Source organism: Pseudomonas sp. DE0157, from assembly GCF_007678615.1.
In the GTDB taxonomy this organism is placed as follows: Bacteria; Pseudomonadota; Gammaproteobacteria; order Pseudomonadales; family Pseudomonadaceae; genus Aquipseudomonas; species Aquipseudomonas parafulva_B.
Genome location: NZ_VEJN01000022.1, coordinates 53,193 through 79,577, shown reverse-complemented (window position 1 = coordinate 79,577; position 26,385 = coordinate 53,193). Strand labels below are relative to the sequence as shown.

Sequence of the window (26,385 nt, the reverse complement as noted above, 5' to 3'; positions counted from 1 at the left end):
GGACCGCGCTGTAGGCCCCATCCTGGGGCCCAGCGCTTGACAGGCATCCATGCCTGTCACCTCCCTCCGCAAGACCTACGTTCGGCCTTCTGAAGTCGCGAAGATCAAGATCAAGGTCAAAATCAACAGAAGCACTAAAAGAAACAGTAACCTGTTTTAACTTTGAGTAGAGGTGTCTGGTTGCGTTTAATAGTTATATTCGGAACAGTATTCACGATATCTGCTGACGTATATAGCACTTAAGTGCGACATCGCCGGGGCGCCTGACAGGCCGCAATAGGTTGCGAGACAGCCCCGGCAATCTATGCTGCGAAGCTAAATTCCTGGGGCCGCGCCACAGCCCACTGTTGCTCTTCGTACCGGGAAAACCCCGACAACCACCTTGTCAGTCCTCAAGCCACTGCGGGCTATTGAAATTATTCAACCGGCAATCCTCTTCAGCGCAATCAACCGCCGCCACTGGCGAGCCGAGCAAGGCTCTCTGCAAACTGCGCTCTCCAGCGTTCCAGGCTTGCGCAAGCAGTGGCAGGATGGCGTGGGGCAGCACGCTGAACATCGGTTGCCAATACCCACCCTGGCGGACCATGGCGGCATTGTTGGCCGCCAAGGCGGCGCGACGCAGGTCGTTGATCAATACCTGATCGACCCGTGGCGCATCGCAGGCGAGCACCACCACCCACCCGTGCCGCGCTACCGCCAACCCGGCAAGCACGCCAGCCAGTGGGCCGGGGAAGCCGGCCTCGACATCACTCACGCATTGTTCTGCGTACCGCTGGTAGACCTGCTGATTGCGATTGCACGAAACGATCAGGTCATCACTGAGCCCACGAACCACCGCATGAACGTGGGCAATCAGAGGACGGCCTTGCCAGTCGATCAGCCCTTTGTCACGCCCACCCATGCGTTGGCCACGGCCGCCGGCGAGCATGAGGACAGAGCAAGGGGGCAGGGTGGCAGGCATGAAAAAGGGTTCCTGGCAGTCAATGCCAGAAACCCTCCCATTTAACGTTCCGCTTGTCCAGTCAGTGATTGCGTGTGGCTAGCCCGTGGCCAGGCTCCAGTGGCCGTCGGCGCCCGGAAAAACGCATCACCACGACGAAGAACACCGGCACGAAGACCACCGCCAGTGTGGCACTCAACATACCGCCAATGACCCCCGTACCGATGGCCTGCTGGCTTGCCGAGCTGGCACCGGTGGCGATGGCCAGCGGCACCACCCCAAGGATGAACGCCAGAGACGTCATTACGATGGGCCGCAGGCGCAGGCGGGCAGCCTCGAGTGCAGCCTGGGTGGCATCCATGCCCTGGTCCACCAGGCTTTTGGCGAACTCGATGATCAGGATGGCGTTCTTTGCCGAAAGCCCGATCAAGGTGATCAAGCCCACCTTGAAGAACACGTCGTTGGGCATGCCGCGCAGTGTGACCGCCAGCACCGCACCCAGAATGCCCAGGGGGACCACCAGCAGCACCGCCGTGGGGATCGACCAGCTTTCATACAATGCCGCCAGGCACAGGAACACCACCAGCAGCGACAGGGTCATGAGTACCGGCGCCTGGCTGCCCGAGAGCCTTTCCTGCAGCGACAATCCGGTCCATTCCAGCCCTACGCCGGGCGGAAGCTGCGCCACGATTTGCTCGATCTCGGCCATGGCCTGACCGGAGCTTTGCCCGGCTGTCGGCTCACCCGAAATGGACACCGCCGGGTAACCGTTGTAACGCGTCAGCTGGACTGGGCCGCTGACCCATCGGGGCTGTACGAAGGCGCCAAGCGGCACCATCTTGCCGGCGCTGTTGCGCACGTGAATCTTCAGCAAGTCTTCCACCTGGCTGCGCTGATCGCCCTCAGCTTGCACCACCACCCGCTGCATGCGGCCTTGGTTTGGAAAGTCATTGACGTAGCTCGAACCCACGGCTACGTCCAGCACCGAGCCGATATCGGCGAACGAGACCCCCAGCGCATTGGCCTGACGGCGGTCGATCTCCAGCTCCACTTGCGGGCTTTCGGCCAGGGACGCCTCGCGCACGTTGGTCAGTAGCGGGCTCTTGCTCGCCTTGGCCAGCAGCTCGTCACGTGCAGCCATGAGTTGGGCATGACCCAGCCCACCCCGGTCCTGCAGGCGGAACTCGAAGCCGGTGGACTCGCCTAGCCCGTCAATCGGCGGCGGCAGTACGGCGAAGGCGATGGCGTCTTTGAGCTGTGTGAATGCCATGTTCGCGCGATCGGCAATGGACTGGGCACTGTCATCGGCGCCACGTTCGGACCAGTCCTTCAGGGTCGTGAAGGCCAACGCGGCATTTTGGCCACTGCCGGAGAAACTGAAACCCAGAATTACCGTGGTATTGCCCACGCCAGCTTCACCGCCGTTGTGCGCTTCGATCTGAGCCGCTACTTGTTCGGTCCGCATGCGACTAGCGCCTGGCGGCAGTTGGATATCGGTGATGGTGTAACCCTGATCTTCGGTGGGCAGGAAGGCGGTGGGCAACTGACTGAAGCCGTAGCCCAACACGCCCAGCAGCACGGCGTACACCAGCAGGTAGATCCCGCTGCGGCGAAGTGCTTGGGACACCCAGCCCTCATAGCCCTTGCTCATACCCTCGAAGCGCCGATTGAACCAGCCGAAGAAACCGCCGCGCTGATGATGCTCGCCTTGGTTCACAGGCTTGAGCAACGTCGCGCACAGCGCCGGCGTCAGGCTCAGGGCAAGGAAGGCCGAGAACAGAATGGAAACTGCCATGGACACCGAAAACTGCTGGTAGATCACGCCGACCGAGCCCTTCATGAAGGCCATGGGCAGGAACACGGCTACCAGTACCAGCGTGATGCCGATGATCGCCCCGCTGATCTGGCCCATGGCCTTGCGTGTGGCTTCCCGTGGCGCCAGGCCTTCTTCAGCCATGATTCGCTCAACGTTCTCGACCACTACAATGGCGTCATCCACCAGAATGCCAATGGCCAGAACCATGCCGAACAGGGTCAGCACGTTAACCGAGAAGCCCATTAACAGCATCACGCCGAACGTACCCATCAGCGCCACGGGCACCACGAGTGTGGGAATCAAGGTATAACGCAGGTTCTGCAGGAACAGGAACATCACCGCGAACACCAGCACCATCGCCTCGAACAGCGTGCTGATGACCTGCTGTATGGAGACCTTGACGAACGGCGAGGTGTCGTAGGGAATGTCGTACTTCACACCCTCCGGGAAGTAGCGCGCCAGGTCCTTCATCTTGGCGCGCACCAGTGTGGCCGTCTCCATGGCGTTGGCACCCGGGGCCAGCTGCACGCTGAATGCGGTGGCCGGTTTGCCATTCAGGCGCGTGCCGTACTGATACTCCTGGGCACCGATTTCTACCCGTGCTACATCACCGATGGTCACCACCGAACCGTCGGTATTGGCCCGCAGTACAATGGCGGCAAACGCTTCTGGCGTGGTCAGTTGGCCCTTGACCACCACGTTGGCGGTGATCTCCTGGGTAGCGGGGCTGGGCAGGTCGCCGATGCTGCCGGGCGCTACCTGCGCATTCTGGGCGCTGATGGCTTCGGCCACGTCGTTGGGAGTGAGGTTCAGGCCGACCAGCTTTGCCGGGTCGATCCAGATGCGCATGGCGCGCTCGGAGCCATACAGCTGCGCCTTGCCGACCCCCTTGATGCGCCGGATCTCGTTCATCACGTTGCGCGCCAGGATGTCGGACAACGCGGTCTCGTCGAATTTGCCATCCTCGGAGGTGAGCGTGCCCAGCAGCAGGAAGCCAGTGGACACCTTTTCCACCTGCAACCCTTGTTGGGTAACCGGGCGTGGCAGGCGCGACTCGACCACTTTCAAGCGGTTCTGCACGTCGACCTGGGCCAGGTCGGGCACGGTGCCCGGCTCGAAGGTGGCGGTGATGGTGGCGCTGCCCAGGCTGCTCTGCGACTCGAAGTACAGCAGGTTGTCGGCGCCGTTGAGCTCCTGCTCGATCAGGCTGACCACGCTTTCATCCATGGTTGCCGCCGAGGCGCCAGGGTATACGGCGTAGATCTCTACCTGCGGTGGCGCAACATTGGGGTACTGCGCCACAGGCAACTGAGGAATGGCCAGGGCGCCAGCCAGCAGGATGAACAGCGCCACCACCCAAGCGAAAATAGGGCGGTCAATGAAGAATTGCGGCATCGATCAAGCCCTCACTGGCCGGTGTGCTGGGTGACGGAGGTGGCCTGGGGCGCGGGGTCAATCTGCACGCGTTCGCCTTCCTTGGCATGTTGCAGGCCTTCGACCACCACCTGGTCACCGGCAGCCAGGCCGTCGCGCACTACCCAGCGGTCGCCCTGTACGCTGCCCAGGACCACCGGCCGTTCGCTGACCTGCGACTGAGCATCCACGACCAGCACCTTCGGCACGCCTGCACTGTCACGCAGGATCGCCCGTTGCGGGACACTCAGGCCTTGCGGTTGCACGGCTTGGGCCAGGCGCACGCGCACATAGCTGCCTGGCAGCAAGTCGAGGTTGGGGTTGGGGAACTCGCTGCGCAGGGTGATCTGATTGGTCGAAGGGTCGACCTGGATGTCGGAAAACAACAGCTTGCCGGGCAGCGGGTAGGCACTGCCGTCGTCTTCGATCAAGGTGACACGGGCCTGGTCTGCGTCGACCCGTTGGAGCTGGCCGGCACGTAAGGCCTTGCGCAGCGCCGTGATCTCACGGGTTGACTGGGTGACGTCGACATGAATGGGGTCCAGTTGCTCGATGGTCGCCAGCGGCGTGGCTTCGTTCTGCCCGACCAATGCGCCTTCGGTCACCTGGGCGCGGCCAATGCGGCCAGCGATGGGGGCGGTGACGGTGGCGTATCCCAGGTTCAGACGGGCTCGTTGTACGGCTGCCTTGGCCTCGGCCACCGCTGCGTTGGCTTGCAGCAGGCTGGCCTTGGCGTTGTCGTATTCCTGGCCGCTGACGGCCTTGTCGTTGACCAGCTCGCGGTAACGCTGCTCTTGCAGGCGAGCCTGATAACGGGTGGCGTCGGCTCTGGCCAGTGCCGCCTGAGCGCTGTCCAGGTCGGCCTTGAAGGGTGCCGGATCGATCTGGAACAACACATCGCCCTGCTTGACGTCGCTACCTTCGCGGTAGACCCGTTTGAGCACCACGCCGGCCACCCGAGCCCGCACCTGAGCGGTACGCGGCGCCAGAATGCGGCCGTTGAGCTCGCTGGTAATGGCCAACGGTTGCAGTTGCAGCGTCTCGACGCGCACATGCGGGACCGGGGCTTGCTGTTCGGGTTCGTCGCTAGCGCTACAGCCGCCCAGGCTCGAGCCTACAAGCGCCAGAAGCGCCATGCGGCGCAGGGTAACAGTGAATGTGTCGGACATTGGGATCTTCCACTGATGATCTGCGCTATGCTACGGCACCCGGGTCATGATTGGCTGTTAACAGCTGTACGGGGAGTGTGAAAAAGTGTGAAACGATGGGTTGTGCACCGTGATGTTTCTATAAGCTTGGGCCACTATAACGCAGCGCTCACCTGGCCATGCCGAGCCGCAGTGCTGCAAGTCCCTATATCTGCCTGCCAAGCGACCCATGCCCACTATACTTCTGGTCGAAGACGACAGCGCCCTGGCCGAGCTCATCGCCAGTTACCTGCAACGCAACGAATTTGTGGTCCGGGTCATCGCCCGGGGTGACCACGTGCTGGACGAATATCGCCGGGACAAACCCGACCTGGTGATTCTCGACCTGATGCTCCCAGGCCTGGACGGCCTGCAGGTGTGTCGCCAATTGCGTCAGCAGTCCCAATGCCTGCCGATCCTGATGCTCACCGCCCGCGATGACAGCCATGACCAGGTGCTGGGGCTGGAAATGGGTGCTGACGACTACGTCACCAAGCCGTGCGAGCCACGGGTGTTGCTGGCAAGGGTGCGCAACTTGCTGCGACGCAGCGGTAACGAACCCAGGCTGGACCATGACCTGATCGTGGTGGGTGGGTTGTGCATCGACCTGGCCGAGCGCACCGTCACCTGGCGCGGCGAGCCTGTCGACCTGTCGGCCGGGGAATTCAACCTGCTGGTCGTGCTGGCGCGCAATGCCGGGGTGGTACTCAATCGCGACCGCATTCTTCAACAGCTGCGCGGTATCGAGTTCAACGGCACCGACCGTTCGGTGGACGTGGCCATTTCCAAACTGCGTCGCAAGTTCGACGACAACGCAGGCGAAGCACGCAAGATCAAGACGGTCTGGGGCAAAGGCTATCTGTTCAGCCGTGTCGAGTGGGAGTAAGCCGCGATGTTCAAGATCCTGGTGCGGCTGTATCTGCTGATCATCGTGGCCTATGCCGGAGCCTTGCTGTTCATACCCGACACCATCGTGGGGCTGTTTCAGGAACGCTTCATGGCCTACAACCTCAGCCAGACCAAAGGTGTGCAGACGCTGATCGTGCGTCAGTTTCACCAGGCTCCCCAGTCCCAGTGGCCTGTCGTGGCGCAGGCGCTTGCCGACGATTTTGCGCCCTTGCAGGTACAGCTGCTGCGTATTGACCATGCCCGCTTGGATGAAACGGAGCGCGCACGATTGGCACAGGGGGAGTCGGCAGTGCGCCTGGCCCAATGGGGCTACTACGAAACCCTGCTGGCGCCATTGGACAGCCATTGGCTGGTACGCCTGGATTCGCCGCCCGATCCTTTGGACATCAACGTCCTGTCCTGGGGCGTGACGGTGTTGATCGGGGCCGCGATGCTCGGTTGCCTGTTGCTCTGGGTATGGCCGCACTGGCGTGACTTGGAGCGCTTGAAGGAAACGGCCCGGCGCCTGGGCCAAGGGCAGATGTCCGAACGCACGCATATCTCGGCGCATTCGAACATTGGCGAACTGGCCAGGGTGTTCGACACCATGGCAAGCGACCTTGAACGCCATGTCAATCAGCAGCGCGAGTTGCTCAATGCCGTGTCCCACGAGCTGCGCACGCCTCTGACACGCTTGGATTTCGGTTTGGTGCTGCTATTTGACGAAGTGCCGCCGGCCAGCCGCAAGCGTTTGCTGGAGCTGGTCGGGCATGTGCGAGAGCTGGACGAACTGGTGTTGGAGTTGTTGTCCTACAGCCGTTTGTACAATGCCGACCAGGCGCGCGAGCGGGTGGAGGTGTCGTTGCTCGAGCTGGTGGACAGCGTGCTAGGCAGCTTTGCCGAGGAGTTGGACGGGCGTGGCATCCAGTGGGAGGTGCATGCCGACGCCGAGTTGCCACGCTTCGTGCTCGATCCGCGCCTGACGGCCCGAGCAGTGCAGAACCTGGTGCGCAATGCCATGCGCTACTGCGAGCAGCGCCTGGTGCTGCGCTTGCACCTGGAGCCCGACGGAGCATGCCTGCTGACAGTAGAAGATGACGGCATTGGCATTCCCGTCGAGGAGCGTGAGCGAATCTTCCAGCCGTTCTATCGCCTGGACCGCAGCCGTGACCGCAGCACGGGTGGATTCGGCTTGGGGTTGGCGATCAGCAGGCGGGCCATTGAGGGGCAGGGCGGGACCTTGACGGTTGCCCAGTCCCCATTGGGCGGAGCGCAGTTCCGTATTCGCTTGCCCGCCGGGACGGTGGCCTGATGCCTGATAGTAAGCCTCTTCATTTAACCGGCGGGATCTTGTAGCGTGTCGGGTCGTCATTCAGGGAGCTGAACATGCAAGGCAAGGCCCGCAAGATCGTCCAGGCTATTCTCTACGAGGCCATCGCCGTGGCGTGCGTCGCCCCCGCCCTGGAGCTGGCGTTCGGGGCGGGGATGGCGCAGTCCACCGTGCTGTCGGTACTGATGTCAGGCGTTGCGATGAGCTGGAACATGCTCTACAACTGGGTGTTCGAGCGCTGGGAGGCGCGCCAGCCTCAGCGCAAGCGCACACTATTGCGCCGCTTGCTGCATGCGCTTGGCTTCGAGGGTGGCCTGGTGGTCATCCTGCTGCCGCTGGTGGCTTATTGGTTGCAAGTCAGCCTGCTGGCAGCGCTTTTGACCAATCTGGCCCTGTTCGTCTTCTTCTTCGTCTACGCCTTCGTGTTCCAGTGGGGCTTCGACAAGGTTTTTGACGTGCCGTTGTCGGCGCAGCAGGCCAAGTGTTGACGTGCGGCCAGCCCTCGGGCTAACGTTCGGCGCATGAACCGCTATCAGCCTGCCTTCGCCAGCATTATTACCGCCATCATTGGATTGGCGGGCTAGCGCGAGCATGCACCGAACCCGCCCTGGAGGCGGGTTTTTTTCATCTGACTCCTGGGCACCGTTAACCGGCCAAGGAGTCGACGATGTCCAACCTGTGTTCCGCCCCGCGAGCAATCACCCCTCAGCAACTGCTGTCCGAGCAGGTTCGGCGTATCTTGGCCGCGCCCGTCTATGACCTGGCCATCGAAACGCCGCTGCAAGAGGCCGCAGGGTTGTCCGACAGGCTGGGTAATCGGGTACTGCTCAAACGCGAAGACCTGCAACCCACATTCTCGTTCAAGATCCGTGGGGCTTATACGCGACTATCGAGGTTGACGACCCGCCAGCGTCAGGCCGGCGTAGTGACCGCTTCGGCGGGCAATCACGCTCAGGGCGTGGCCATGGCCGCCGCGCACCTGGGCATGACGGCCACGATCGTCATGCCGTCCACGACGCCTTCGCTCAAAGTACAGGGCGTGCGCGCCCGCGGGGGACGGGTGGTGCTGCACGGTGACAGCTTCCCCCATGCCCTGGCCCATGCCTTGAAGCTGGCCGACCTGGAAGGAGCCACATTTGTGCCACCTTTCGATGACCCGGATGTGATCGCGGGTCAAGGCACGGTCGGCATGGAGATTCTTCGGCAGTGCCCTGGGCCGCTGCATGCCGTTTTCGTGCCGGTTGGCGGGGGTGGCTTGATTGCCGGAATCGCAGCCTATATCAAATACCTGCGCCCCGAAGTCAAGGTGATCGGGGTAGAACCGGAGGATGCCAACTGCCTGCAGGCCGCCCTGCAAGCTGGCGAGCGGGTGGTGCTCCCGCATGTGGGCACCTTCGCCGATGGGGTGGCCGTGGCCCAGGTGGGCGCCCACTGCTTCGAGCTATGCCAGCATTCTGTGGACGAGGTACTAACGGTCAGCAGCGACGCGCTGTGTGCCGCGATCAAGGACATCTACGATGACACCCGCTCGATCACCGAGCCGTCGGGCGCTCTGGCAGTTGCCGGCATGAAGCAGTACGTGGACCGTGAGGGTATTGGCGGGCAGACACTGGTGGCTATCGATTCCGGGGCCAACATCAACTTCGATCGGTTGAGGCATGTGGCAGAGCGCGCCGAACTGGGTGAACAACGCGAAGCGGTGATTGCGGTGACCATCCCTGATCAGCCCGGTAGCTTCCGGGCGTTCTGCCAAGCATTGGGCAAGCGCCAAGTCACGGAATTCAACTACCGCTGCCAGCCGGGCAAACCTGCGCGTCTGTTTGTTGGAGTGCAAACGCACCCCGTGCAGGACCCGCGCGATCAGCTGTTGAGCGGTTTAAAAGCACAAGGCTATGACGTTGTGGACCTGACTGACAATGAACTGGCCAAGCTGCACGTGCGCCACACCGTGGGTGGGCCTTTGGCGCCTGGCAGTCACGAGCAGGTGCTGCGTTTCGAGTTTCCAGAGCGCCCCGGGGCACTGCTGGCGTTTCTGGAGCGCCTGGGCCAGCGCTGGAACATCAGCCTGTTCCATTACCGCAATCACGGTGCAGCCCATGCGCGGGTGTTCGCTGCGCTGCAAGTGCTTGCCGATGAGCGTGCCGGGTTATCCGTGGCGCTCGACCAGATGGATTATCGCTACTGGGACGAAACGGATAACCCGGCTTATCGGCTGTTCCTCGGCTGAGGCGGCGGTTCATCGCTCGCGCATGAAGAAACCGGCCACGAACTTGCGGAAGGTTTCAGGGCTCTTGAAGTCGGCATACCGTTTGAAGTTCTCGGTATCCGGCTCGGGCCCGATGGGTTGTTCAAGCAGCGATATGGACAGAACACGGTCTTGGTCGGACGTCATCACCAGTTCATCCATGAGCTGCCCGCCAACCACCGGACGGCGCATCTGCACCTTGACGCCCTTGCTGGCCATCCAGTCCACCAGCGATACCAATGCCTTGAGCGGTTCGCGTTCTTCATCGCGATAGACCGGAAACAGATGGCCCCGCGATAGCACCGGTACGCTGGCCACGTGGATCAGCTCAAAGAAGTGACTGCCGGGAGTCGTAGGTGAATAGAGTGCCAGCGTCAGCAGCGGGCCGCAGGTGCGCTGACCACCCCAGTACAGATGGTGGCCCTGGAAATCGAAACCGTCTTCGCTTCGGTAGTGAAAGACCTTGCGGCCCTTGATCTGGTCGATGCAGTCGAGCAGTAGCCCATGACGCCGGTGATTGCCAAAGATCGTGGCCTCACGCAGACGCGCCTTGAGCATCATCATGTGCTTCATGTCCAGGCGCGTTTCCAGGTAGTTGCTGGCCGGTACCCGTTCCACCAGCGGATAGCGACTGGCCACAGCACGCAGTTGAGCGAATTGCCCGGTCAGGTCCTGCTTCAAATGCGTGGCGTAAAGGTTCAGGCCGCTGGTCTCGATCCACGTCAGCAACAAGGCCAGCAACCGCTGTTGTTCGCGGCGCTCACCTGGCCCGTTAGTGCTTGTGCTTGCGCCCGTGCGAAAATCGCCGATCAGCCGCAGCGGCGTATCGGGGGGCAGCCAGGCCACCGGCTGGACAGGTGCCTGTGCACGCTCGGCCGCTTCCTGTTCATCCTTGGTAAAGGGGCAGCCTGGGGCATGTTCGGCCGTGCCAGGGTTGTTCTTGAGAAACAACGTACCGGTGTTGCCATTGAGGGTGACATTGAGCACAGGCAGGGCATCGGTGCGGCAATCGCAGGCCAGCCACTGGTTAGCGTTGCGCACCTTCATCAGCATCTGGTTGGCCTGCAGCAGGCGGGGCCCGGTCAAGCCGCCGGTGGCAAAGTCCACCAGCAGCGCGTCTTCGGCGGGCGTCAGGCTGCGCACCTGGGCGGCGGTCTTGTCGATGATACGCATTGAGCGGCTCCGTGCTATGAGCTTCAAGCTTCCAGCAAAGCGGTGCCGCTTTCAACCGTCAGAAGATGTAGTCGGTGGTCAGGAAACTCGACCGCCGATTGCGGATGATGTCACTGAACAAGGCCTTGTTGTCGTCCTCAAAGCGCGTTGCCACCAGGGTGCGTATGGAAAAGACCCTCAAGGCATCGTGCACCGAAAGAGTACCCTCGGCGCTGTTCTTGCGGCCATTGAACGGATAGGTGTCCGGGCCTCGCTGGCATTGGGTATTGATGTTGATGCGACCGACCTGATTGGCGAAGATGTCGATCAGGCTGCCGACGGTGGCAGGATCGTTGCCGAACAGGCTCAGCTGCTGGCCATAGTCCGAGTCCAGAACGTAGTCGATGACCGTCTGCAGATCGCGGTAAGGGACGATCGGCACAACCGGCCCGAACTGTTCTTCCTGGTACACGCGCATCTGCGCCGACACCGGATACAGCAGGGCTGGATAGAAGAACGAACCCCGGCTGCGCCCCCCGTGTTCGTTGACCACCCGTGCTCCCTTGTCAGTCGCATCGTGCACCAGGCCGTCCAGGTAATCGATCTTGCCGGGTTCAGGCAGCGGTGTCAGGGCGACGCCAGGCTCCCAAGGCATGCCCGGCTTGAGTGTGGCGAGCTTGCGCGTGAACTTGTCGAGAAATGCCTCGACCACATCTTCATGGACGAACAGAATCTTGAGCGCCGTGCAACGCTGGCCGTTGAACGACAACGCGCCGGTCAGGGCCTGCTCGACGGCGTTGTCCAGATCGACCTGGGGCAACACGATGCCGGGGTTCTTAGCGTCCAGGCCTAGTGCCGCGCGCAGCCGATGGGGCCGTGGGTGCAGCTTCTTGAGATCGCTGGCAGCCTTGTGGGTGCCGATGAAGGCGAAGACGTCTACCTTGCCGCTGGCCATCACTGCGCTGACGGTCTCGCGGCCCTTGCCGTAGATGACATTGATGACACCAGGCGGGAAGCTGTCGCGGAAGGCTTCGAGCAGCGGGCGGATCAGCAGCACACCAAACTTGGCGGGCTTGAACACCACGGTGTTGCCCATGATCAAGGCCGGAATCAGGGTGGTGAAGGTTTCGTTGAGTGGGTAGTTGTACGGACCCATGCACAGCGCCACGCCCAAAGGCGCGCGGCGTATCTGACCCAGGGTGCCCTGCACGAGCTCGAAGCGGCTGGAGCGTCTGTCCAAGTCCTTGAGGGCATTGATGGTTTCATTGATGTAGTCGCAGGTGCGGTCGAATTCCTTTTCCGAATCCGCAAGGTTCTTGCCGATTTCCCACATCAGTAGCTTGACCACGGCCTGACGCTGCTCGCGCATGCGCGCCAGGAACGCTTCCACATGGCCAATGCGCTCTGCTACCCGCATGTTCGGCCATGCTCCGCGCCCCTTGTCATAGGCTTGAACTGCAGCGTCCAGTGCGGTCATGGCCGTGTCGGCGTCGAGCAGCGGAGCGTGGCCCAGCACCACTTGTTGCTCCTGGCCGTTGTCCTTGAGCCAAACGGGGCTACGGACTGTGGCCAACGGTCCGTCCCAATGGCGCAGTTCACCGCCCACAAGGTAGTCACGTTGTTCAAGCGGAGCACCCAGTTGCCACGCTTGAGGAACGTCGGCGGCGTTGGGATAAAGATTGTCGAGCAAGGATTCCATGAAACTGCACCTCACAATGGCCGAGAAGGGTCTAGCACAGTGAAACGGTTCAGTGACGAGCATGCGCCTGACCCGGTCAGAATACCAGCGCACAGCAAGCGCTTTAGCAGTGCGCCGGTCGCCCGGCGCGTGATCACGGTGTCACAGGTCGAGCTCGAATAGACCCTCTGCAGGTTGTTCCAATAGGGATTGCCGGTCCGGCCCTGCATTATCGATCACGGCCAACCGGCGCCAGAACTCCCGGCGCGCTCGCTCGGGGTGGGTGAGGAACGGCTCAGCCTCCAGCAGCGCCCTGAGGTCGCGCCGGTATTGCAGTGGCAAGCGGCGCCACAGCGCAAATTCAGGTGGGCCGGCCTGTTCAAAGAAGTCGGTGTAGTCAGCCTCATTCACCAACAGGTCCACGTCGTGGATTTCGTTGTACGCTTCGATCTGGCTCAGTATCGGCCCAGCCAGCCATCTGCTTTCCAAAGACAGCGGGTCGGCTACATGAACGGGCAGGGCGAAGCCGTCGGGTAGCTGCACGAACTGGTTATCGGTCAGGTCGACGGTGAGCGGCTCCGTTAATTGCGCTAACCCCTGTGGCAACTCGGTCAGCGAGCATCCTGACAGGAACAGCGACCTGATACCTGGATTCAGGCGCAGGTCAGGCGCGGCCACCAGCGGATTCTCACTAAGATCAAGTACGGCCAGGCCGGAGTAACTTTGCAGGGTAGTCTGGTCCGTGGCGTCCCAGGTGATGCGGTTGCGTTCCACATCCAACCAGCGCAGTTGCTGGCCGAAGGCCAGGCGAGGCAGGTGGTCGAAGCGGCAATCGCCAAGTAGTAGCCGCCTGAGATTCGGAAACCGCTGGTGGAAGGCCGCAGGTAGCTGGCTGAGTGCAGAGTTCCCGCGCAGAGACAGGTGCTCGATGTGATTGAAATCATCGGTTAGCGGCAAGCTAGCCAAGTCTTCATGCGTCAGATCCAGCTCGGAGAGTTCGAGGCTGTATAGACGACCGCCGCCATCGAGCACCGTGCGCGACACCCGTTGCCAGGCGTTGATGACAGGGCGCACGGCAAGGTGGCGCTGATGTGGGTGCTGGGGATTAGGGGCGGCCCACTGGGCCAGATCACGACGCAAATTCTCAAGACGGGCTTGCAGGTCACGCAAGCGCTGGGTCGGCGAGCGCATGTCATGTAGGTTGTCTTCGTCATCCCCTTCATTGAGCCAGTCGGCAAACTCTGCGTCGGTCGCAGTGGGAAAAAGACGTCGATAGGCTGCGCTCAACGAGCTGGTCTGACGTGGCGCTGCCGGCAGTGGCTCAAGCGGCTGCCCGCCACGCAACCAGCCTCGTGTGGCCAGGCGCTGGCTGCGCTGCCCATAAAGCCTGGGTGCGAGGGTGGCACGGTTTGCTTTGGCCCATGTCATCACTCGGTGGCGAAGAGAGGCGCCATCCGTATGTTCGATACCCAGCAGGTCGCGACGGGCGCGAGGCAGTGCCTGTTCGATGGCCTGGCAAATATCGATACTCACCATGCCGGGCGCAGGGCGCTCTCCAAGGAATCCTTCATAGCCTTGGCTTGATTTGATCACACGAACGAGCGGACCTACGCCGGTATGAGCCAGGATCGGGCCGTCAGGGTTACCGGCGCGCAATTCCAGACGTATATCGGCGGGCCAGTCCGGCATGGCATCAAGCGCGCTGAATAGCAGACGCTGGGTGTCGGCATTGGCCAGCGCTGGCTGTACGAGCCCCTCCAGCGCCCGCACCAGAGGTAGCTCGCTGTGCACCTGTTCTACCGATTGGCGGATGCTGGCAGGCAGTGTCCCTTCCTGTTCCCAGGCCAGAACTTGGCCAGCCCCCAACCGGCCCAGCAGTTGCCTGGCCAACGGCGGCGTGAGGCGCGGGTAGGTCGATAGCAAGCGGTCCACGCCAGGGGCGTGCGACATGCTTGGGCTGTAGCGCTGCTCGAACCACTGCGACGCGTCTTGTGCGTTCATCGAAGGGCATTCGGCGCTAATGCGCAGCCGTTGCAGAACATCCAGTAGCAACGGCGGCGCCGGTTGCCCGCGAAGGTGCAGGTCTCGCAGGCTGTGGGCGTCAATGCCAGTCACATCGCACGCTTGCTGGATGTGCTCTGCTGTAAATGCCTCGAACGGCTCACCCAGGCGCTTTACCAGCGTTGCCAGCGGCCAATCGCCTGGCTGCTCGTGCTGGGCGCGCCAGGCGCCTTGACCATTGTGTTCAAGGGGTGGCTGCCAGGCATCTGCCCGCTCGGGGTGGACGATCTGCCAACGCGACAGTGAAGGCTCCGGCCGCTGCTCATAGAGGTGTCCGTCCATCTTGATGAAGTACCGGCCGTCATGCAGGTACTGGCCCAGCGCGTTGGGCCGCAACTGCGTTGGCAGCGCTTCATTGGAACGGTAGGGGGCCAAGTCCTGGTTCCAGAGCCTGAGTGTGCCATCGCTGCCACGCACCTCTTGCAGCGCCGTACCGCGCAGTTTGCCGAACAGTCGCGGCAACGCGTGTCCTGCTGCGGCGAAACCGCCTAGCAACGCAAGGTTGATCCCAACCGATTCGATGTGCTCTAGCGCCAGATGACGATCGCCGGCTTCCCAGGCTTCATAACCTTCGAACGCTTCGTCCAGGAGCTGGCAAGCAGTGACGGCCAACATGAAGGTGCCCACCGCTGGTACGAAAAAGCTGGCGATGTTGAGCAGGTCCCAGCCGCGACTTTCCCACGTCGCCAGACGTTGGGCCCTGGCATTGGCGTCAAACTGTGCGGTGGGAACGGCGAGCAGACTGGCTTCGTGCTGCAGACGTGCCCAGTGCCGGACATAGCAGTCGCTAAATGGATCCCCCTCAATGGGTTGACGGGCCGGGCGCAGGTCAGCGCCCACGGCGCGTTCCCAGGGGCTATCGAGTGGGGTATTGCCATTCGCGTCCAGGTTTTGCTGCAACATATCGAAGAAGTGGCCGCGTTGGTCTTGGGCTACATATCCTGCGAACGCTTCACGCGCTGCTGGCTCGAGCAGCAAGATGGCCAGCGCTTCATGCACGGCTGCCAGGTCCTTGCAGCTACGCAATGCAGGTTCGTGGCTGGGCAGGTACACACCTAGGCCGGCCTGGCCCAGGTCGATCAGCATGACTTCGTACAGGACGGTGCCGAACAGGCTCAGCCGCCAGCATGGCAAAGGCTCGCCCTGTAACAGGCGGTCAAGGTCATCGCGGGCGCTGCCGCTGATCAAGTGCCTAAGCACAGCCAGATCCGCCGCCATCTGCAGGCGAGCTTTGAACACCTGCAACATGTGCGTTTTTACCGCCGGGCTGTCGAAATACCCTTGCAGATGAGCCTGGTAGGCACTTCCCAAATCCAGCGCTCGCATCATGACGGCGAAAGCGGCTGGCGTGAGGGGCAACGCAGTTACATGGTAGCGTTCCGAGTCGATGGAAAATTGTGCATTCGGCACTTGCATGCCAATCGGCGCGGTGCCTGTCACCCTGACGGGCGTGATGTGAATATCCTTGCTCAGGGCGATTGCACTCTGGGAAGAGAAAACTTCATCCTCGGCAAAGTTCTGCAGTGCTGCCCTTACGATGTTTTCCCGTTGGTGGCTATAAACGTAGCGCAGGCCGACCCATCGCCAGGTTTGCTCGACGCGCAGCAACTCGCAGGCTTTCAAGTCCACATTCAAACCTTGCGCCTGCAAGCCCTGCTGCACGGCACGCTCTGCGAATTCTGCAACTTGTTCCAGGCCGCGCATCGCTCGACCCAGCGCTGCCTGCGCGTTGATCAATCGCCGATGACTGGCGGCAACACTTTCCCTCAGATCCGGTGGGGCATTGCAGAACCAGTCTTGGGTTTCCCAAGGGGGTTGTTGCGTGTGCTTGAGGGCCTGCCATTGACGCGCGGTGGCCCGTGCAGCCCAATGTGGCAAAGTTGTCGGTGACACTGAGTTGCTTTCAGACATGTGGCGCGAGCTCCTTTTGTTGAGGCGCTATCACACGTCACGGGGTATTTGATGCGGTGGTACTCGGTTATTGCCAGGCGCTATAACTCATAGCTTGTCCCAATCGGGACCAGGCTGCTCCGTGGATTATTGGCGCCATAAAACATATGGCTTTTATAGAGGCTCGCTACTTGCCAAACACTTTGATAGCACCTTAAATTGTTACTGAATATGAAATCTCAAGTAATGCAATGCTCTATTAATCAATAGGTTAGCAGTGCTTCGGCTTTTTTATATGTCTGCAAGAACGCAAAACCTAAAGTGGATGTCGAACCTGATGAAACAGACGCTCTCGGCAGTGGCTCGTCGCTCACTGTCACCCTCCCAGCGATATCGGTTGCGGCACTTGGCAACCCAGGCACGTGAGCTTGCCGCCCGTGCCTGTGTATGGCGTTGGGAAATCAGTCGGTTTCGCCTGCAACACGAAAGTGCCCATGACATCCTTTATGTGGGCCGTAAACAGCAACGCGACATGGCGAAGTTGCTGATGACCGGACTGTCCAGCCCCCTTACTGAAGTGATCAGTCCAGGGCCAACCGCACGACGTCCAGTAGTGATGGTGAGCGAAGTTCCTACAGCGGGTGCTCTGACGGTGCCTCACTACGTGAGTGCTGTCGTGCCGTTGGGGCGCCCCCTAGACGACATAACCGCGCGCTATGACAGCGAGTTGCGCCGCAGCATTCGCAAACACCGGCCCCTTTACCACATGCGCCAGGCGCTGTCTGACGAGGACATCGAGATGGCGGACCGGGAGTTCCTGCGCCCCTATGCCACAGCCCGCAAGGGCCTTCTTGCGTCGCACATACCGACCGATGAAGTCTTCAGGATCGCCAGGCAGGTCGGCAGGCTCGACCTCATCGTCCAGGGTGATCACGTGATCGGTTGTCACCTGGGTTGTGAAGTGGTTCGCGACGGCAAGCGCTACTGGAGCACTTTGCGTTTCGGCTATTGCGAAGCAGTGTTCTCCGATGCCAAGCGTCTGCGTGAAGTCAACTCGATTACGACTTACATGGCGCTGGAGTGGGCGCTTGGGCAGGGCTTCGATTACTACGACATTGGCCTGTGTCTGGCACGGCCCGACGACGGGCTGTTGAAGTGGAAGCGTCGAAGAGGCGGCGACATCGACTCGCTTGGCAACCATGCCCACCTCTTTGTGCGCCTGCCCAAATCCGGCATCGCCCACTTTCTATGGGAGACGCCATTGTTCGCAGTCGAAAGTGACAAGCTTACGCTGCACCTTGGCGTGCCTGAGGGCGCGAGCGAGCAGGCGCTGGCCAGCCGTTATCACGAAATGGTCTTCGGCGGGCTCAGCAAGATCTACTTGTATGGTGCCGCGGGGGCGGGCGATCAGCTGGTCACGGCGCTCAAGCAGCGGTATGCAGGCCTGCCATCAGCGCCGGCAATGGAGATCATCACCTGTACCTGAGTGCGGTACAGGCAACGCACGGGCCAAGCGGCCACCTTAATCGACAATTTCGCGTGGAGACGTTCAATGGCAGGTGATAGCTTGCAGCCCAGCACTTTGCCCGCGGCCCCTTCGTCGCGCTCATGGACCCTGGCTGCTTATCAGTACATGTTGCGAAAGCGCCTGCTCAGGCAGGCCTCGCCAGATATCAGGAGCATTGCCGAGCGTTCGTGGGACATTGCGCCGGGTGAAATGTCCATTACCCCGCCCGCCATATTTTTGCCAGGCCAGCTCGAGCGCGTCACGGGCTGGGAAGGCAAGCGGTTCTATCCCTTCGTGCACCCGCGCTCGACCATGGAAGGCGGCATCCGGACCGCGCATGGGCCGACCCGCGGCTATTTGTGCAGGGACGTGTGGCTGATCGACGGCGCGTTGTATAAGGGCAAGGCTGCCCAGTGGCTGTCGCACCGGCATAGCGCGTTTGCGCCCCTGAGCGTTGAGCATGAGATCGATCGCGGGGCCATCTACTGCACGCATAACGGCAATGCGTGGTTCGGCACCTGGTTGATGGAGGATTGCCCGACCTACGCGCTGGCCTGCAACGAGGGCATGCCCGTCACCACCGCGCCCTCCGTGAAATACCCGATCTTCACCCAGGCCCCTGCCTATGAAGCATGGCTTGGCATGCAGCCGCATCGCCTGCGCACGGCGTTCTTCCGCGAACTGGTGCTGTTCGATGACCAGAGCAATAACCGTGATCGTCATGCCCGGTATCGGGCAATGGGCGACAAGCTTCGTGCGCATGTGGCCCACGCCTCGCACCCAGGCGTATTTCTGCTGCGCGGCGGCGATGGCGACCTGCGCTTGCTGCGCAACGAACTGGCACTGGCTGAACACTTGCGCCTCACCCGGGGGTTTCGCGTCGTCGATCCGTTGAAAAGCGACGTGCCTTCGATTGTCGCAGCCTGCGCCGGGGCGCATGTGGTCATCGGGGTGGAGGGGAGCCAATTGGTTCACGGCGTGAACGTGCTGGAGGCGGGCGGGTGCCTGCTGACCCTGCAGCCGCCGAACCGCTTCGTCAGCTACTACAAGTACCTCACCGACCGCGACCATCAGCACTTCGGTTTCGTGGTTGGCTTGCCCGACGGGGAGGGCTTTCGTATCGATATCCAGGAAGTGGAGCGAACGCTGGACCTGTTCCCGTCTCCGGCGGTGTAGTATAGGCCGATTCCAAGGGATGGGGGCAAAGCGACGATGCTTGAGGTATCTCGGTTCTGGCGTGATCCGGCACTGCCCTTCGTCGAGGCGCGTGTGGTGGGAGACGGGCGCCAGGTGTGCCACGCATTCCACTCCCACGAGAGCTTTTCGCTCGGGGTGATCACCGGCGGGCGCAGTACTTACGTCAGCGGTAACCAACAGTTCGAGGTTGCGGCCGGCAGCACCGTGTTAATCAATCCGGGCGTGATTCACGCGTGCAATCCTGTGTCGGGTCTGCCGTGGTCATACATCATGCTGTTCATCGACACGCCGTGGCTGGCATCGGTAGGTTTTACCTGGCCGAGCCAACGATACAGCGCAGCCCCAGGCCTGTATCAGCAGGTGCTATCGGTATGCGCCACGCTGTTTGACCCCGATGCGGCCGAGCGTGAGCAAGGCCTTATATCGATGCTGTGCGACCTGCCCAGCTTCCTCGACCATGAACCGGCGCCTGAGGCTGCGCTCAACCCGCGCCTTGAGGCGGCCGCAGCGTTCATCCGCGCCCACCGAAGCGATCCGCTAACGCTACAAGACATTGCCACGGCATGCGGCTTGTCGCGTGCCTACCTGATCCGTGCCTTTGGCAAGCGCTTCGGCCTGACGCCGCACGGTTACCTGCTCGATCAGCGTGTGCAACTGGCCCGGTCGCACTTGCGCCACGGGCAATCGATCGCCGAGGCAGCCCAGCACGCGGGCTTTGCCGATCAGTCGCACTTGCAGCGGGCATTCAAGCGGCATCTGGCGGCCACCCCCGGGCATTATCGGTAAGCCGCAGAGTCTATATGACCAGCCCTACTGCGCTGGCGATCAACAACGCAGCAAGCGTACGATTCAATAGGCGCAGCGGGCGCGGGCTCTGCAGGTGCCGCCCTGCAACGCTGCCCGCCCAAGCCCAGCAGGCCACGGACACGAAGCATATCGGTGCGTATATCCCTGTAAAGATCCACAACGCCTGTTGCTCGCCTGCTGCATAGGCGCCCACCCCGGCCACTGCGGCAAGCCACGCCTTGGGGTTCAACCACTGCATGGTTGCCCCGCACCAGGCTGAAGGGGGCGCGCAGGTATGAGTGGCGCCCAGTGCGCCGTCGTCGCTGGCGAGTCGCAAGGCCATGTAAAGCAGAAACAGCACGCCCCCGGCCTGGAGCACACCCTGTAGCGGCGCCCAATGTGCCAGTAGCTGATGCAGGCCGTTGCCCACCAGCAGCAGGAGCGCGCAAAAACCCAGTGTCGCGCCTGCTGCGTGGCCCAGGCTGGCGGGAAGGCCGTGCCGAACGCCGCTGGCCAGGGCCACTACATTAACCGGGCCTGGCGAAATGGAGGCCGCCAGTGCGAAGGCGGCCATGGACAATGCTAGATTCATGGCAAAGTACTCACGGGTGATGTGCCGGGCATCATCCAGCCACAACGTCAGTCCGGTATTGAACAAAAGTGCCCACCCGGCGCCGGTGAACGCACCGGCTGCACACGGGCATAGGTTGCTAACGGTTTGTAATAGTTTTGCGCTTACCGGAAAACCTGCTGTGCTTGTAGGATCATCTTCCCTAATTGTTATTCAGGTCACTATGAGCACCTTCGCGGAGCCTCCCAGTCCCCGGCCTTGCTGGCCACATCGTTCAATCCCCTCAATCTCTACGAGTATTCGCTAATGGAATGGCTGGCTGATCCGACGGCCTGGCTAGGCCTGCTCACGCTTATCGTCCTGGAATTGGTATTGGGTATCGACAACCTGGTATTCATCGCCATTCTGGCTGACAAGCTTCCCCCTCATCAGCGCGACCGCGCCCGCATCATTGGCCTGAGCCTGGCGCTGATCATGCGCCTGGGTCTGCTGGCGAGTATTTCCTGGATGGTCACGCTTACGGCGCCATTGTTCGAGGTGTTCGACAAGAGTTTCTCGGGGCGCGACCTGATCATGCTCTTTGGTGGTGTGTTCCTGCTGTTCAAAGCGACCATGGAATTGCATGAGCGGCTCGAGGGCCATGTCGCCCAGACCAGCGGCCCGGTACGTCACGCGGCCTTCTGGCCAATCGTTGCGCAGATCGTGGTGCTCGATGCGGTCTTCTCTCTGGATGCGGTGATCACCGCCGTGGGCATGGTCGAACACCTGTCCATCATGATGATCGCGGTGATTTTCTCCATCGGTATCATGATCGTGGCCAGCAAGCCGCTGACCCGGTTCGTCAATGCCCACCCGACGGTCATCATGTTGTGCCTGGGCTTTTTGATGATGATCGGTTTCAGCCTGACCGCAGAAGGCCTGGGCTTCCACATCCCCAAAGGCTATCTGTATGCAGCGATCGGCTTCTCGATTCTGATCGAGCTGTTCAATCAGCTGGCCAGGGCGCGGCGCAAGCGCAGCCTGCAGCAGCATCGGCCTTTGCGTGAGCGTACGGCGCATGCGGTATTGCGTCTGCTCGGCGGTCGTCGCGTCGAAGCTGACGAAATCGGGGAAGAGATCGCCGACATGGTAGAGGGCAATGGCGAACAGGTGCTGTTCGATCGCCGCGAGCGGGTCATGATCAGCGGCGTGCTGAACTTGGCCGAGCGCCCGATCCGGACAGTCATGACCGTGCGCTCGGAAGTCGACGTGATCGATCTGGCTCAACCGCCCGACGCCATCACACACGCATTGATCAGTTCGCCTTACTCGCGGCTGCCGCTGATTCGTGATGGTCGGGTGGACGAGCCATTAGGCTTCGTGCACAAGAAAGAAATGCTCAAGGAACTGCTGTCGGGCAATCAGCCTGACCTGGAGGGCATGGCCCGCGCCCCGTTGAACCTGCTGGACAGCTTCAGCATCCTTAACGCCCTGGAACAGATGCGCAACCAGTCCACCCATATTGCTTTCGTGGTCAACGAGTTCGGGGATTTCACAGGCGTGCTGACCATGACCGATATTCTCGAATCCATCGCCGGTGAGCTACCTGACGCCAGTGAAGTCGAAGGGCCTGGGATCATTCAGGACAGCGAGGGCTTTGTCGTCAGTGGCGCAGTGAACCTGACCCAGGTGCAGGCTCGAACGGGCTTCGCTGCTCGTGCGACCGAGGACTACCAGACCCTGGCGGGCCTGGTGATGAGCTTGCTCGATCGCCTTCCGGTGGTAGGCGATCGTATTGCCTGGAACGGCTGGACGCTAATCGTCGAGGCTGTGGAAGAGCGCCGGGTACGTCAGGTGCGGCTTAAACCGAACGCCGACGGTGACGCAGCATGTGCTTGAACCCTTCGATGACCAGCACCACTACCGCAGCCCAGATGGGCAGGTAAGTGAGCCATTGGTCTGGACCGATGGTTTCGCCCAACAGCAAGGCTACGCCGACCAGCAGGACCGGCTCGACGTAGCTGAGCAGTCCAAACAGGCTAAACGGCAATAGCCTGCTGGCCAGGACATAAGCGATCAACGCGGACGCGCTGATCGCTCCCAGCACGGGGATCAGTACATAAAGGCCTGGATGGGCCTGCATGTCGGCGTTGGAGAGCGGCCCTTGCACCACGAAATAGATGGCCCAAGGCAACAGCAGGCACATGTCGCACCACAGCCCGCCTAGATGATCCGTGCCGCAGCGGCGCCTTAGCACGAAATAGATCGGGTAGCCGATAACCACCACCAGGGTTTCCCAGGCGAAACTGCCGTGCTGATACAGTTCATGGCCCACCCCAAGCGCTGCACAGCCCACTGCAATCTTCTGCAAGTGCGACAATCGTTCGCCGTAGACCAATCGGCCCGTGAGCACCATGGCCAGGGGCAACATGAAGTAACCCATCGACACTTCCAGGCTGCGTCCATGCAGCGGCGCCCACAGAAACAGCCACAGTTGCACGCCCATCAGCCAGGACGTACCCACCATACCCAGCAGCAGCTTGGGTGTACGTCTCACCCTGCGCAGCAATTCGCCCACCCTTGCCCAGTCCTTGGACACCAGCATGAACAGCGTCAGGCAAGGCAGTGTGAGCAGCGTGCGCCAACCGAAGATTTCCTCGCCGTCCAGTGGCTTGAGCAGCGATGTATAAAAGTACATCACGGCGAACAGGCAGGACGCCATGACCGATGTAACAATCCCTTTTGACACAAGTGCCTCGTATACAGGAGATGAGCGTTGAGATCAGCCGCGCATGATCTCAGGGGGCGTGCTTTGCGGCAACCGCGAAGCGGCAGGCTGCGCCGCCAGCGTCTGCAGAAACTCGGCGGCAGGCATGGGCTTGGCGTAAAGATAACCCTGCTGGAAGTGAACCCCGTGTTGCTCGAGGTAATCGCGCTGAACTAGCGTTTCGACGCCTTCGGCCACGATGCCGAGCCCCAACTTGACCGATAGTTCGATGATGGTTTCGAGAACGGCAACGGACAACGCGTCCCCGCCGATCAGCGCAACGAAGCTCTGATCTATCTTCAGGTAATCCACCTTGAATTGCCTGAGGTAATTGAGGCTCGACTGGCCCGTGCCGAAATCATCGAGGGCGATCATTACGCCGATCTCATGCAACTGCTCAAACAACTCAAGCGTCGTGGGCGAGGGTTCGAGCAACTTGCGTTCGGTCAACTCCAGCGTGAGGATGACCCGACCCGGTGGGAAGTGGGCCAGGAATGCGCGGCAATCATCCAAAAGCTCAAGGCTGCGGCAGTGGTCGGCCGTGATGTTGATGCCGATGTGGAATCCGTCATCCATCAGGGCGGCGTAGGGCGCCAGGCTGCTCGCCGTGTGCTTGATCAGCGAACGGGTCATCGCCACGATCTGGCCGCTGTGCTCGGCATAGGGAATGAACAGGTCGGGCCTTACCAGCCCTTCGCTCGGGTGATTCCAGCGCATGAGCACTTCGGCACCGGCCCAGCGGTAGTCCCCTCGACGAACCACCGGTTGGAAATAGGGCAGGAACTCGTCGGCTTCCAGCGCCCTGCGCAGTTCGGCACGCGGCGAGGTAGCCCGCCTGACCTGCCAGTGGCAGGCAACGCCGGCAAGAACGCCCAGCACTGCCAGCAAGCCTAGAAGCGCCAGATAGTGACTGCGCCAAAGCCGGCTCGACTGCGGCGCCATGTAGCCGCCTTCAACGCTAAACGGATAGTGTGCAGACGCGATGAATACAGGGGCGCTTATCGCAACCGGGGCTGGACCCTGGTGCACAATTCCGTCTCGGCCCATCCAGGCGCTTCCCACGCGCAGGTACAGCGCATGGCCTGCACCGAGCAGTCGCAGCGCCATCAGCAGATGATCGCCATCGACCGTGGTGATCGCCGCACGGTCTTTGTCACTGGCGCGATAGATCAGCAGCGGGTGCCCAGGTGTAACGGAATTACCGTCCATCAACCACAGGTGCCCATCGACATAGTCGCTGGCTGTCACTGGTTCATCGAACGCGCCGAACAATGAACTGCAGTACAGCCGATCTTGCTTGACCAGGTTGGTCGAGCGAATGAAGGCGTTACGGGTGACTTCGCCACGTAACAGCAGCTGCGCCTCGGCGCAAGGGGTACCCGCCGAGGGCAGCAACGCGATCGCAGTACGTGAGGCCCCATCGAGGATGCGCTCGACGTGCTCGATGACCTGCTGGGCAGACGCTCGGCTGCCAGCTTGCAGATCACGCTCGATCTGCCAGTTCATCACGGCGATGCCGCATGCGATAGGGAATGCGCCGACCATCCAAGGCAGCAGGGTTCGCCAGCCGAAGCCTGAGCGCGATTTTCTAGAAAGGGGCATAGTGGCAACTAATCTAGGGAGACGCTACAAAGCATAGCCCCGTGCCCAGGGGCGAGGAACAAATACGGGACAAAGCAAATTACGCTGTGTAGAATCGATTTACGAAAAAAACAATAAGGCTCCTTTGTTTCGGAGGAGTCACACCTGCTGAGTACGGGTCCTATGACATACCCTGGCTTCAGATTGATCATCGGCGACTTCCTCGCGCGCAGTGTGCGGGGCATTCCGTGCTCCCCGCCAGCGCTGTTCGACATCCCAGGCAAACATTGAATCCGCTGCAGATGAGGACACGCACATGGCTGATATTTTCGACAATCCTATGGGTTTGATGGGCTTCGAGTTCATCGAACTGGCTTCGCCTACCCCCGGTGTTCTGGAGCCTGTATTCCAGATGTTGGGCTTTACCAAGGTGGCCACCCACCGCTCCAAGGATGTGCACCTGTATCGACAGGGCGACATCAACTTGATCCTGAACAATGAACCCAGAAGCGTAGCGTCGTATTTCGCCGCCGAGCATGGCCCGTCTATCTGCGGCATGGCCTTTCGTGTGCGCAACGCTCACGACGCTTACGCCCGCGCGCTCGAGCTGGGCGCTCAGCCGGTCGAAATCGAAACAGGTCCCATGGAATTACGTCTTCCGGCGATTAAGGGCATTGGCGGTGCCCCGCTTTATCTGATCGACCGTTTCGAGGAAGGCAGCTCGATCTATGACATTGACTTCAATTTCATTGACGGCGTGGATCGCCACCCGACCGGTGCGGGCCTGAAGGTCATCGACCACCTGACCCATAACGTGTATCGCGGGCGCATGGCCTATTGGGCCGGCTTCTACGAGAAGTTGTTCAACTTCCGCGAAATACGCTACTTCGACATCAAGGGCGAATACACGGGTTTGACCTCAAAGGCCATGACTGCGCCCGACGGCATGATCCGGATTCCGCTCAACGAAGAATCGTCTAAGGGGGCGGGGCAGATCGAAGAGTTTCTGATGCAGTTCAACGGTGAAGGCATCCAGCATGTCGCGTTTTCGACCGATGACCTGGTCAAGACCTGGGATGCTCTCAAAGGGCTGGGTATGCGGTTCATGACCCCGCCACCGCAGACCTACTACGAAATGCTTCCCGAGCGCCTCCCTGACCATGGTGAGCCGGTGGATCAGCTTCAGGCACGTGGCATTTTGCTGGACGGAGCAGCACAAGCCGGAGACAAACGACTGTTATTGCAGATTTTCTCTGAAACGCTGCTGGGGCCGGTGTTCTTTGAGTTCATCCAGCGCAAGGGTGACGATGGTTTCGGCGAAGGCAACTTCAAGGCGCTGTTCGAGTCCATCGAGCGGGACCAGGTACGCCGTGGCGTGCTGAGCGTCGAGTAATGGC

General features: G+C 61.2%; 18 protein-coding genes. 9 read left to right on the top strand and 9 right to left on the bottom strand.

Annotation, left to right across the window (positions count from 1 at the left end; translation table 11 throughout):
• Positions 1-385: 385 nt before the first annotated feature.
• The 3 genes from mobA to FS777_RS20580 all read right to left on the bottom strand — a co-directional run bounded on the left by mobA (position 386) and on the right by FS777_RS20580 (position 5,338).
• Entirely contained in the window at positions 386-961 is a 576-nt protein-coding gene (mobA, locus tag FS777_RS20590) for a molybdenum cofactor guanylyltransferase MobA (protein ID WP_145257444.1), read from the bottom strand.
• Positions 962-1,022: 61 nt separating this feature from the next.
• The gene (locus FS777_RS20585) at positions 1,023-4,151 is read right to left on the bottom strand and encodes an efflux RND transporter permease subunit (RefSeq protein ID WP_145257441.1); all 3,129 of its coding nucleotides are present in this window, start codon (positions 4,149-4,151) and stop codon (positions 1,023-1,025) included.
• An 11-nt stretch (positions 4,152-4,162) separates the two neighbouring features.
• Positions 4,163-5,338, bottom strand: coding sequence for an efflux RND transporter periplasmic adaptor subunit (locus FS777_RS20580; protein WP_058637772.1), 1,176 nt, complete (start codon positions 5,336-5,338; stop codon positions 4,163-4,165).
• A 208-nt stretch (positions 5,339-5,546) separates the two neighbouring features.
• On the opposite strand from FS777_RS20580, the gene FS777_RS20575 reads away from it, so the two are divergent.
• The 4 genes from FS777_RS20575 (at position 5,547) to ilvA (ending at position 9,801) form a co-directional block, all read left to right on the top strand.
• A complete protein-coding gene (locus tag FS777_RS20575; protein WP_145257438.1) occupies positions 5,547-6,242 on the top strand; it encodes a response regulator transcription factor in 696 nt (231 codons plus the stop codon).
• Between the two features lie 6 nt (positions 6,243-6,248).
• Positions 6,249-7,556: an ATP-binding protein gene (locus tag FS777_RS20570; RefSeq protein ID WP_145257435.1), complete on the top strand. Its 1,308-nt coding sequence runs from the start codon at positions 6,249-6,251 to the stop codon at positions 7,554-7,556.
• A gap of 74 nt (positions 7,557-7,630) precedes the next feature.
• Positions 7,631-8,062: a PACE efflux transporter gene (locus tag FS777_RS20565; protein ID WP_058637770.1), complete on the top strand. Its 432-nt coding sequence runs from the start codon at positions 7,631-7,633 to the stop codon at positions 8,060-8,062.
• Positions 8,063-8,241: 179 nt separating this feature from the next.
• Complete coding sequence (gene ilvA, locus FS777_RS20560; protein WP_145257432.1) at positions 8,242-9,801, top strand: threonine ammonia-lyase, biosynthetic; 1,560 nt, start codon at positions 8,242-8,244, stop codon at positions 9,799-9,801.
• 9 nt (positions 9,802-9,810) lie between these two features.
• Here ilvA and FS777_RS20555 read toward each other — a convergent pair whose 3' ends face one another.
• From FS777_RS20555 to FS777_RS20545, 3 genes are all read right to left on the bottom strand, one after another.
• Complete coding sequence (locus FS777_RS20555) at positions 9,811-10,992, bottom strand: hypothetical protein (RefSeq protein ID WP_058637768.1); 1,182 nt, start codon at positions 10,990-10,992, stop codon at positions 9,811-9,813.
• A gap of 58 nt (positions 10,993-11,050) precedes the next feature.
• On the bottom strand, positions 11,051-12,670 hold the full coding sequence (locus tag FS777_RS20550) for an NADP-dependent glyceraldehyde-3-phosphate dehydrogenase (RefSeq protein ID WP_145257428.1): 1,620 nt from the start codon (positions 12,668-12,670) through the stop codon (positions 11,051-11,053).
• Between the two features lie 141 nt (positions 12,671-12,811).
• A complete protein-coding gene (locus tag FS777_RS20545) occupies positions 12,812-16,621 on the bottom strand; it encodes a dermonecrotic toxin domain-containing protein (protein WP_145257426.1) in 3,810 nt (1,269 codons plus the stop codon).
• Between the two features lie 316 nt (positions 16,622-16,937).
• Here FS777_RS20545 and FS777_RS20540 point away from each other — a divergent pair, with 316 nt between their 5' ends.
• From FS777_RS20540 to FS777_RS20530, 3 genes are all read left to right on the top strand, one after another.
• Complete coding sequence (locus FS777_RS20540) at positions 16,938-18,086, top strand: hypothetical protein (RefSeq protein WP_145257424.1); 1,149 nt, start codon at positions 16,938-16,940, stop codon at positions 18,084-18,086.
• Between the two features lie 66 nt (positions 18,087-18,152).
• Positions 18,153-19,283: a glycosyltransferase 61 family protein gene (locus FS777_RS20535; RefSeq protein WP_058637765.1), complete on the top strand. Its 1,131-nt coding sequence runs from the start codon at positions 18,153-18,155 to the stop codon at positions 19,281-19,283.
• Between the two features lie 36 nt (positions 19,284-19,319).
• Positions 19,320-20,090: an AraC family transcriptional regulator gene (locus tag FS777_RS20530; protein WP_058637764.1), complete on the top strand. Its 771-nt coding sequence runs from the start codon at positions 19,320-19,322 to the stop codon at positions 20,088-20,090.
• A 10-nt stretch (positions 20,091-20,100) separates the two neighbouring features.
• On the opposite strand, the gene FS777_RS20525 is transcribed toward FS777_RS20530, so the two are convergent.
• Entirely contained in the window at positions 20,101-20,682 is a 582-nt protein-coding gene (locus FS777_RS20525) for a LysE family translocator (protein WP_058637779.1), read from the bottom strand.
• 285 nt (positions 20,683-20,967) lie between these two features.
• Here FS777_RS20525 and FS777_RS20520 point away from each other — a divergent pair, with 285 nt between their 5' ends.
• Complete coding sequence (locus tag FS777_RS20520) at positions 20,968-22,539, top strand: TerC family protein (protein ID WP_058637763.1); 1,572 nt, start codon at positions 20,968-20,970, stop codon at positions 22,537-22,539.
• Here the strand turns inward: FS777_RS20520 and rarD are convergent.
• Positions 22,502-23,389: an EamA family transporter RarD gene (gene rarD / locus FS777_RS20515; protein WP_058637762.1), complete on the bottom strand. Its 888-nt coding sequence runs from the start codon at positions 23,387-23,389 to the stop codon at positions 22,502-22,504. The genes FS777_RS20520 and rarD overlap by 38 nt on opposite strands.
• Before the next feature lie 33 nt (positions 23,390-23,422).
• Positions 23,423-25,009, bottom strand: a complete 1,587-nt coding sequence (locus tag FS777_RS20510; RefSeq protein WP_058637761.1) for an EAL domain-containing protein — start codon at positions 25,007-25,009, stop codon at positions 23,423-23,425.
• A 295-nt stretch (positions 25,010-25,304) separates the two neighbouring features.
• On the opposite strand from FS777_RS20510, the gene hppD reads away from it, so the two are divergent.
• A complete protein-coding gene (hppD, locus tag FS777_RS20505) occupies positions 25,305-26,381 on the top strand; it encodes a 4-hydroxyphenylpyruvate dioxygenase (protein ID WP_027914930.1) in 1,077 nt (358 codons plus the stop codon).
• The last annotated feature ends 4 nt before the right edge of the window (positions 26,382-26,385 follow it).

Bases quoted from the DNA above. Each gene is read 5' to 3' on its own strand.
- mobA (WP_145257444.1), bottom strand. From the start codon at position 961: ATGCCTGCCACCCTGCCCCCTTGCTCTGTCCTCATGCTCGCCGGCGGC.
- FS777_RS20585 (WP_145257441.1), bottom strand. From the start codon at position 4,151: ATGCCGCAATTCTTCATTGACCGCCCTATTTTCGCTTGGGTGGTGGCG.
- FS777_RS20580 (WP_058637772.1), bottom strand. From the start codon at position 5,338: ATGTCCGACACATTCACTGTTACCCTGCGCCGCATGGCGCTTCTGGCG.
- FS777_RS20575 (WP_145257438.1), top strand. From the start codon at position 5,547: ATGCCCACTATACTTCTGGTCGAAGACGACAGCGCCCTGGCCGAGCTC.
- FS777_RS20570 (WP_145257435.1), top strand. From the start codon at position 6,249: ATGTTCAAGATCCTGGTGCGGCTGTATCTGCTGATCATCGTGGCCTAT.
- FS777_RS20565 (WP_058637770.1), top strand. From the start codon at position 7,631: ATGCAAGGCAAGGCCCGCAAGATCGTCCAGGCTATTCTCTACGAGGCC.
- ilvA (WP_145257432.1), top strand. From the start codon at position 8,242: ATGTCCAACCTGTGTTCCGCCCCGCGAGCAATCACCCCTCAGCAACTG.
- FS777_RS20555 (WP_058637768.1), bottom strand. From the start codon at position 10,992: ATGCGTATCATCGACAAGACCGCCGCCCAGGTGCGCAGCCTGACGCCC.
- FS777_RS20550 (WP_145257428.1), bottom strand. From the start codon at position 12,670: ATGGAATCCTTGCTCGACAATCTTTATCCCAACGCCGCCGACGTTCCT.
- FS777_RS20545 (WP_145257426.1), bottom strand. From the start codon at position 16,621: ATGTCTGAAAGCAACTCAGTGTCACCGACAACTTTGCCACATTGGGCT.
- FS777_RS20540 (WP_145257424.1), top strand. From the start codon at position 16,938: ATGAAACAGACGCTCTCGGCAGTGGCTCGTCGCTCACTGTCACCCTCC.
- FS777_RS20535 (WP_058637765.1), top strand. From the start codon at position 18,153: ATGGCAGGTGATAGCTTGCAGCCCAGCACTTTGCCCGCGGCCCCTTCG.
- FS777_RS20530 (WP_058637764.1), top strand. From the start codon at position 19,320: ATGCTTGAGGTATCTCGGTTCTGGCGTGATCCGGCACTGCCCTTCGTC.
- FS777_RS20525 (WP_058637779.1), bottom strand. From the start codon at position 20,682: ATGAATCTAGCATTGTCCATGGCCGCCTTCGCACTGGCGGCCTCCATT.
- FS777_RS20520 (WP_058637763.1), top strand. From the start codon at position 20,968: ATGGAATGGCTGGCTGATCCGACGGCCTGGCTAGGCCTGCTCACGCTT.
- FS777_RS20510 (WP_058637761.1), bottom strand. From the start codon at position 25,009: ATGCCCCTTTCTAGAAAATCGCGCTCAGGCTTCGGCTGGCGAACCCTG.
- hppD (WP_027914930.1), top strand. From the start codon at position 25,305: ATGGCTGATATTTTCGACAATCCTATGGGTTTGATGGGCTTCGAGTTC.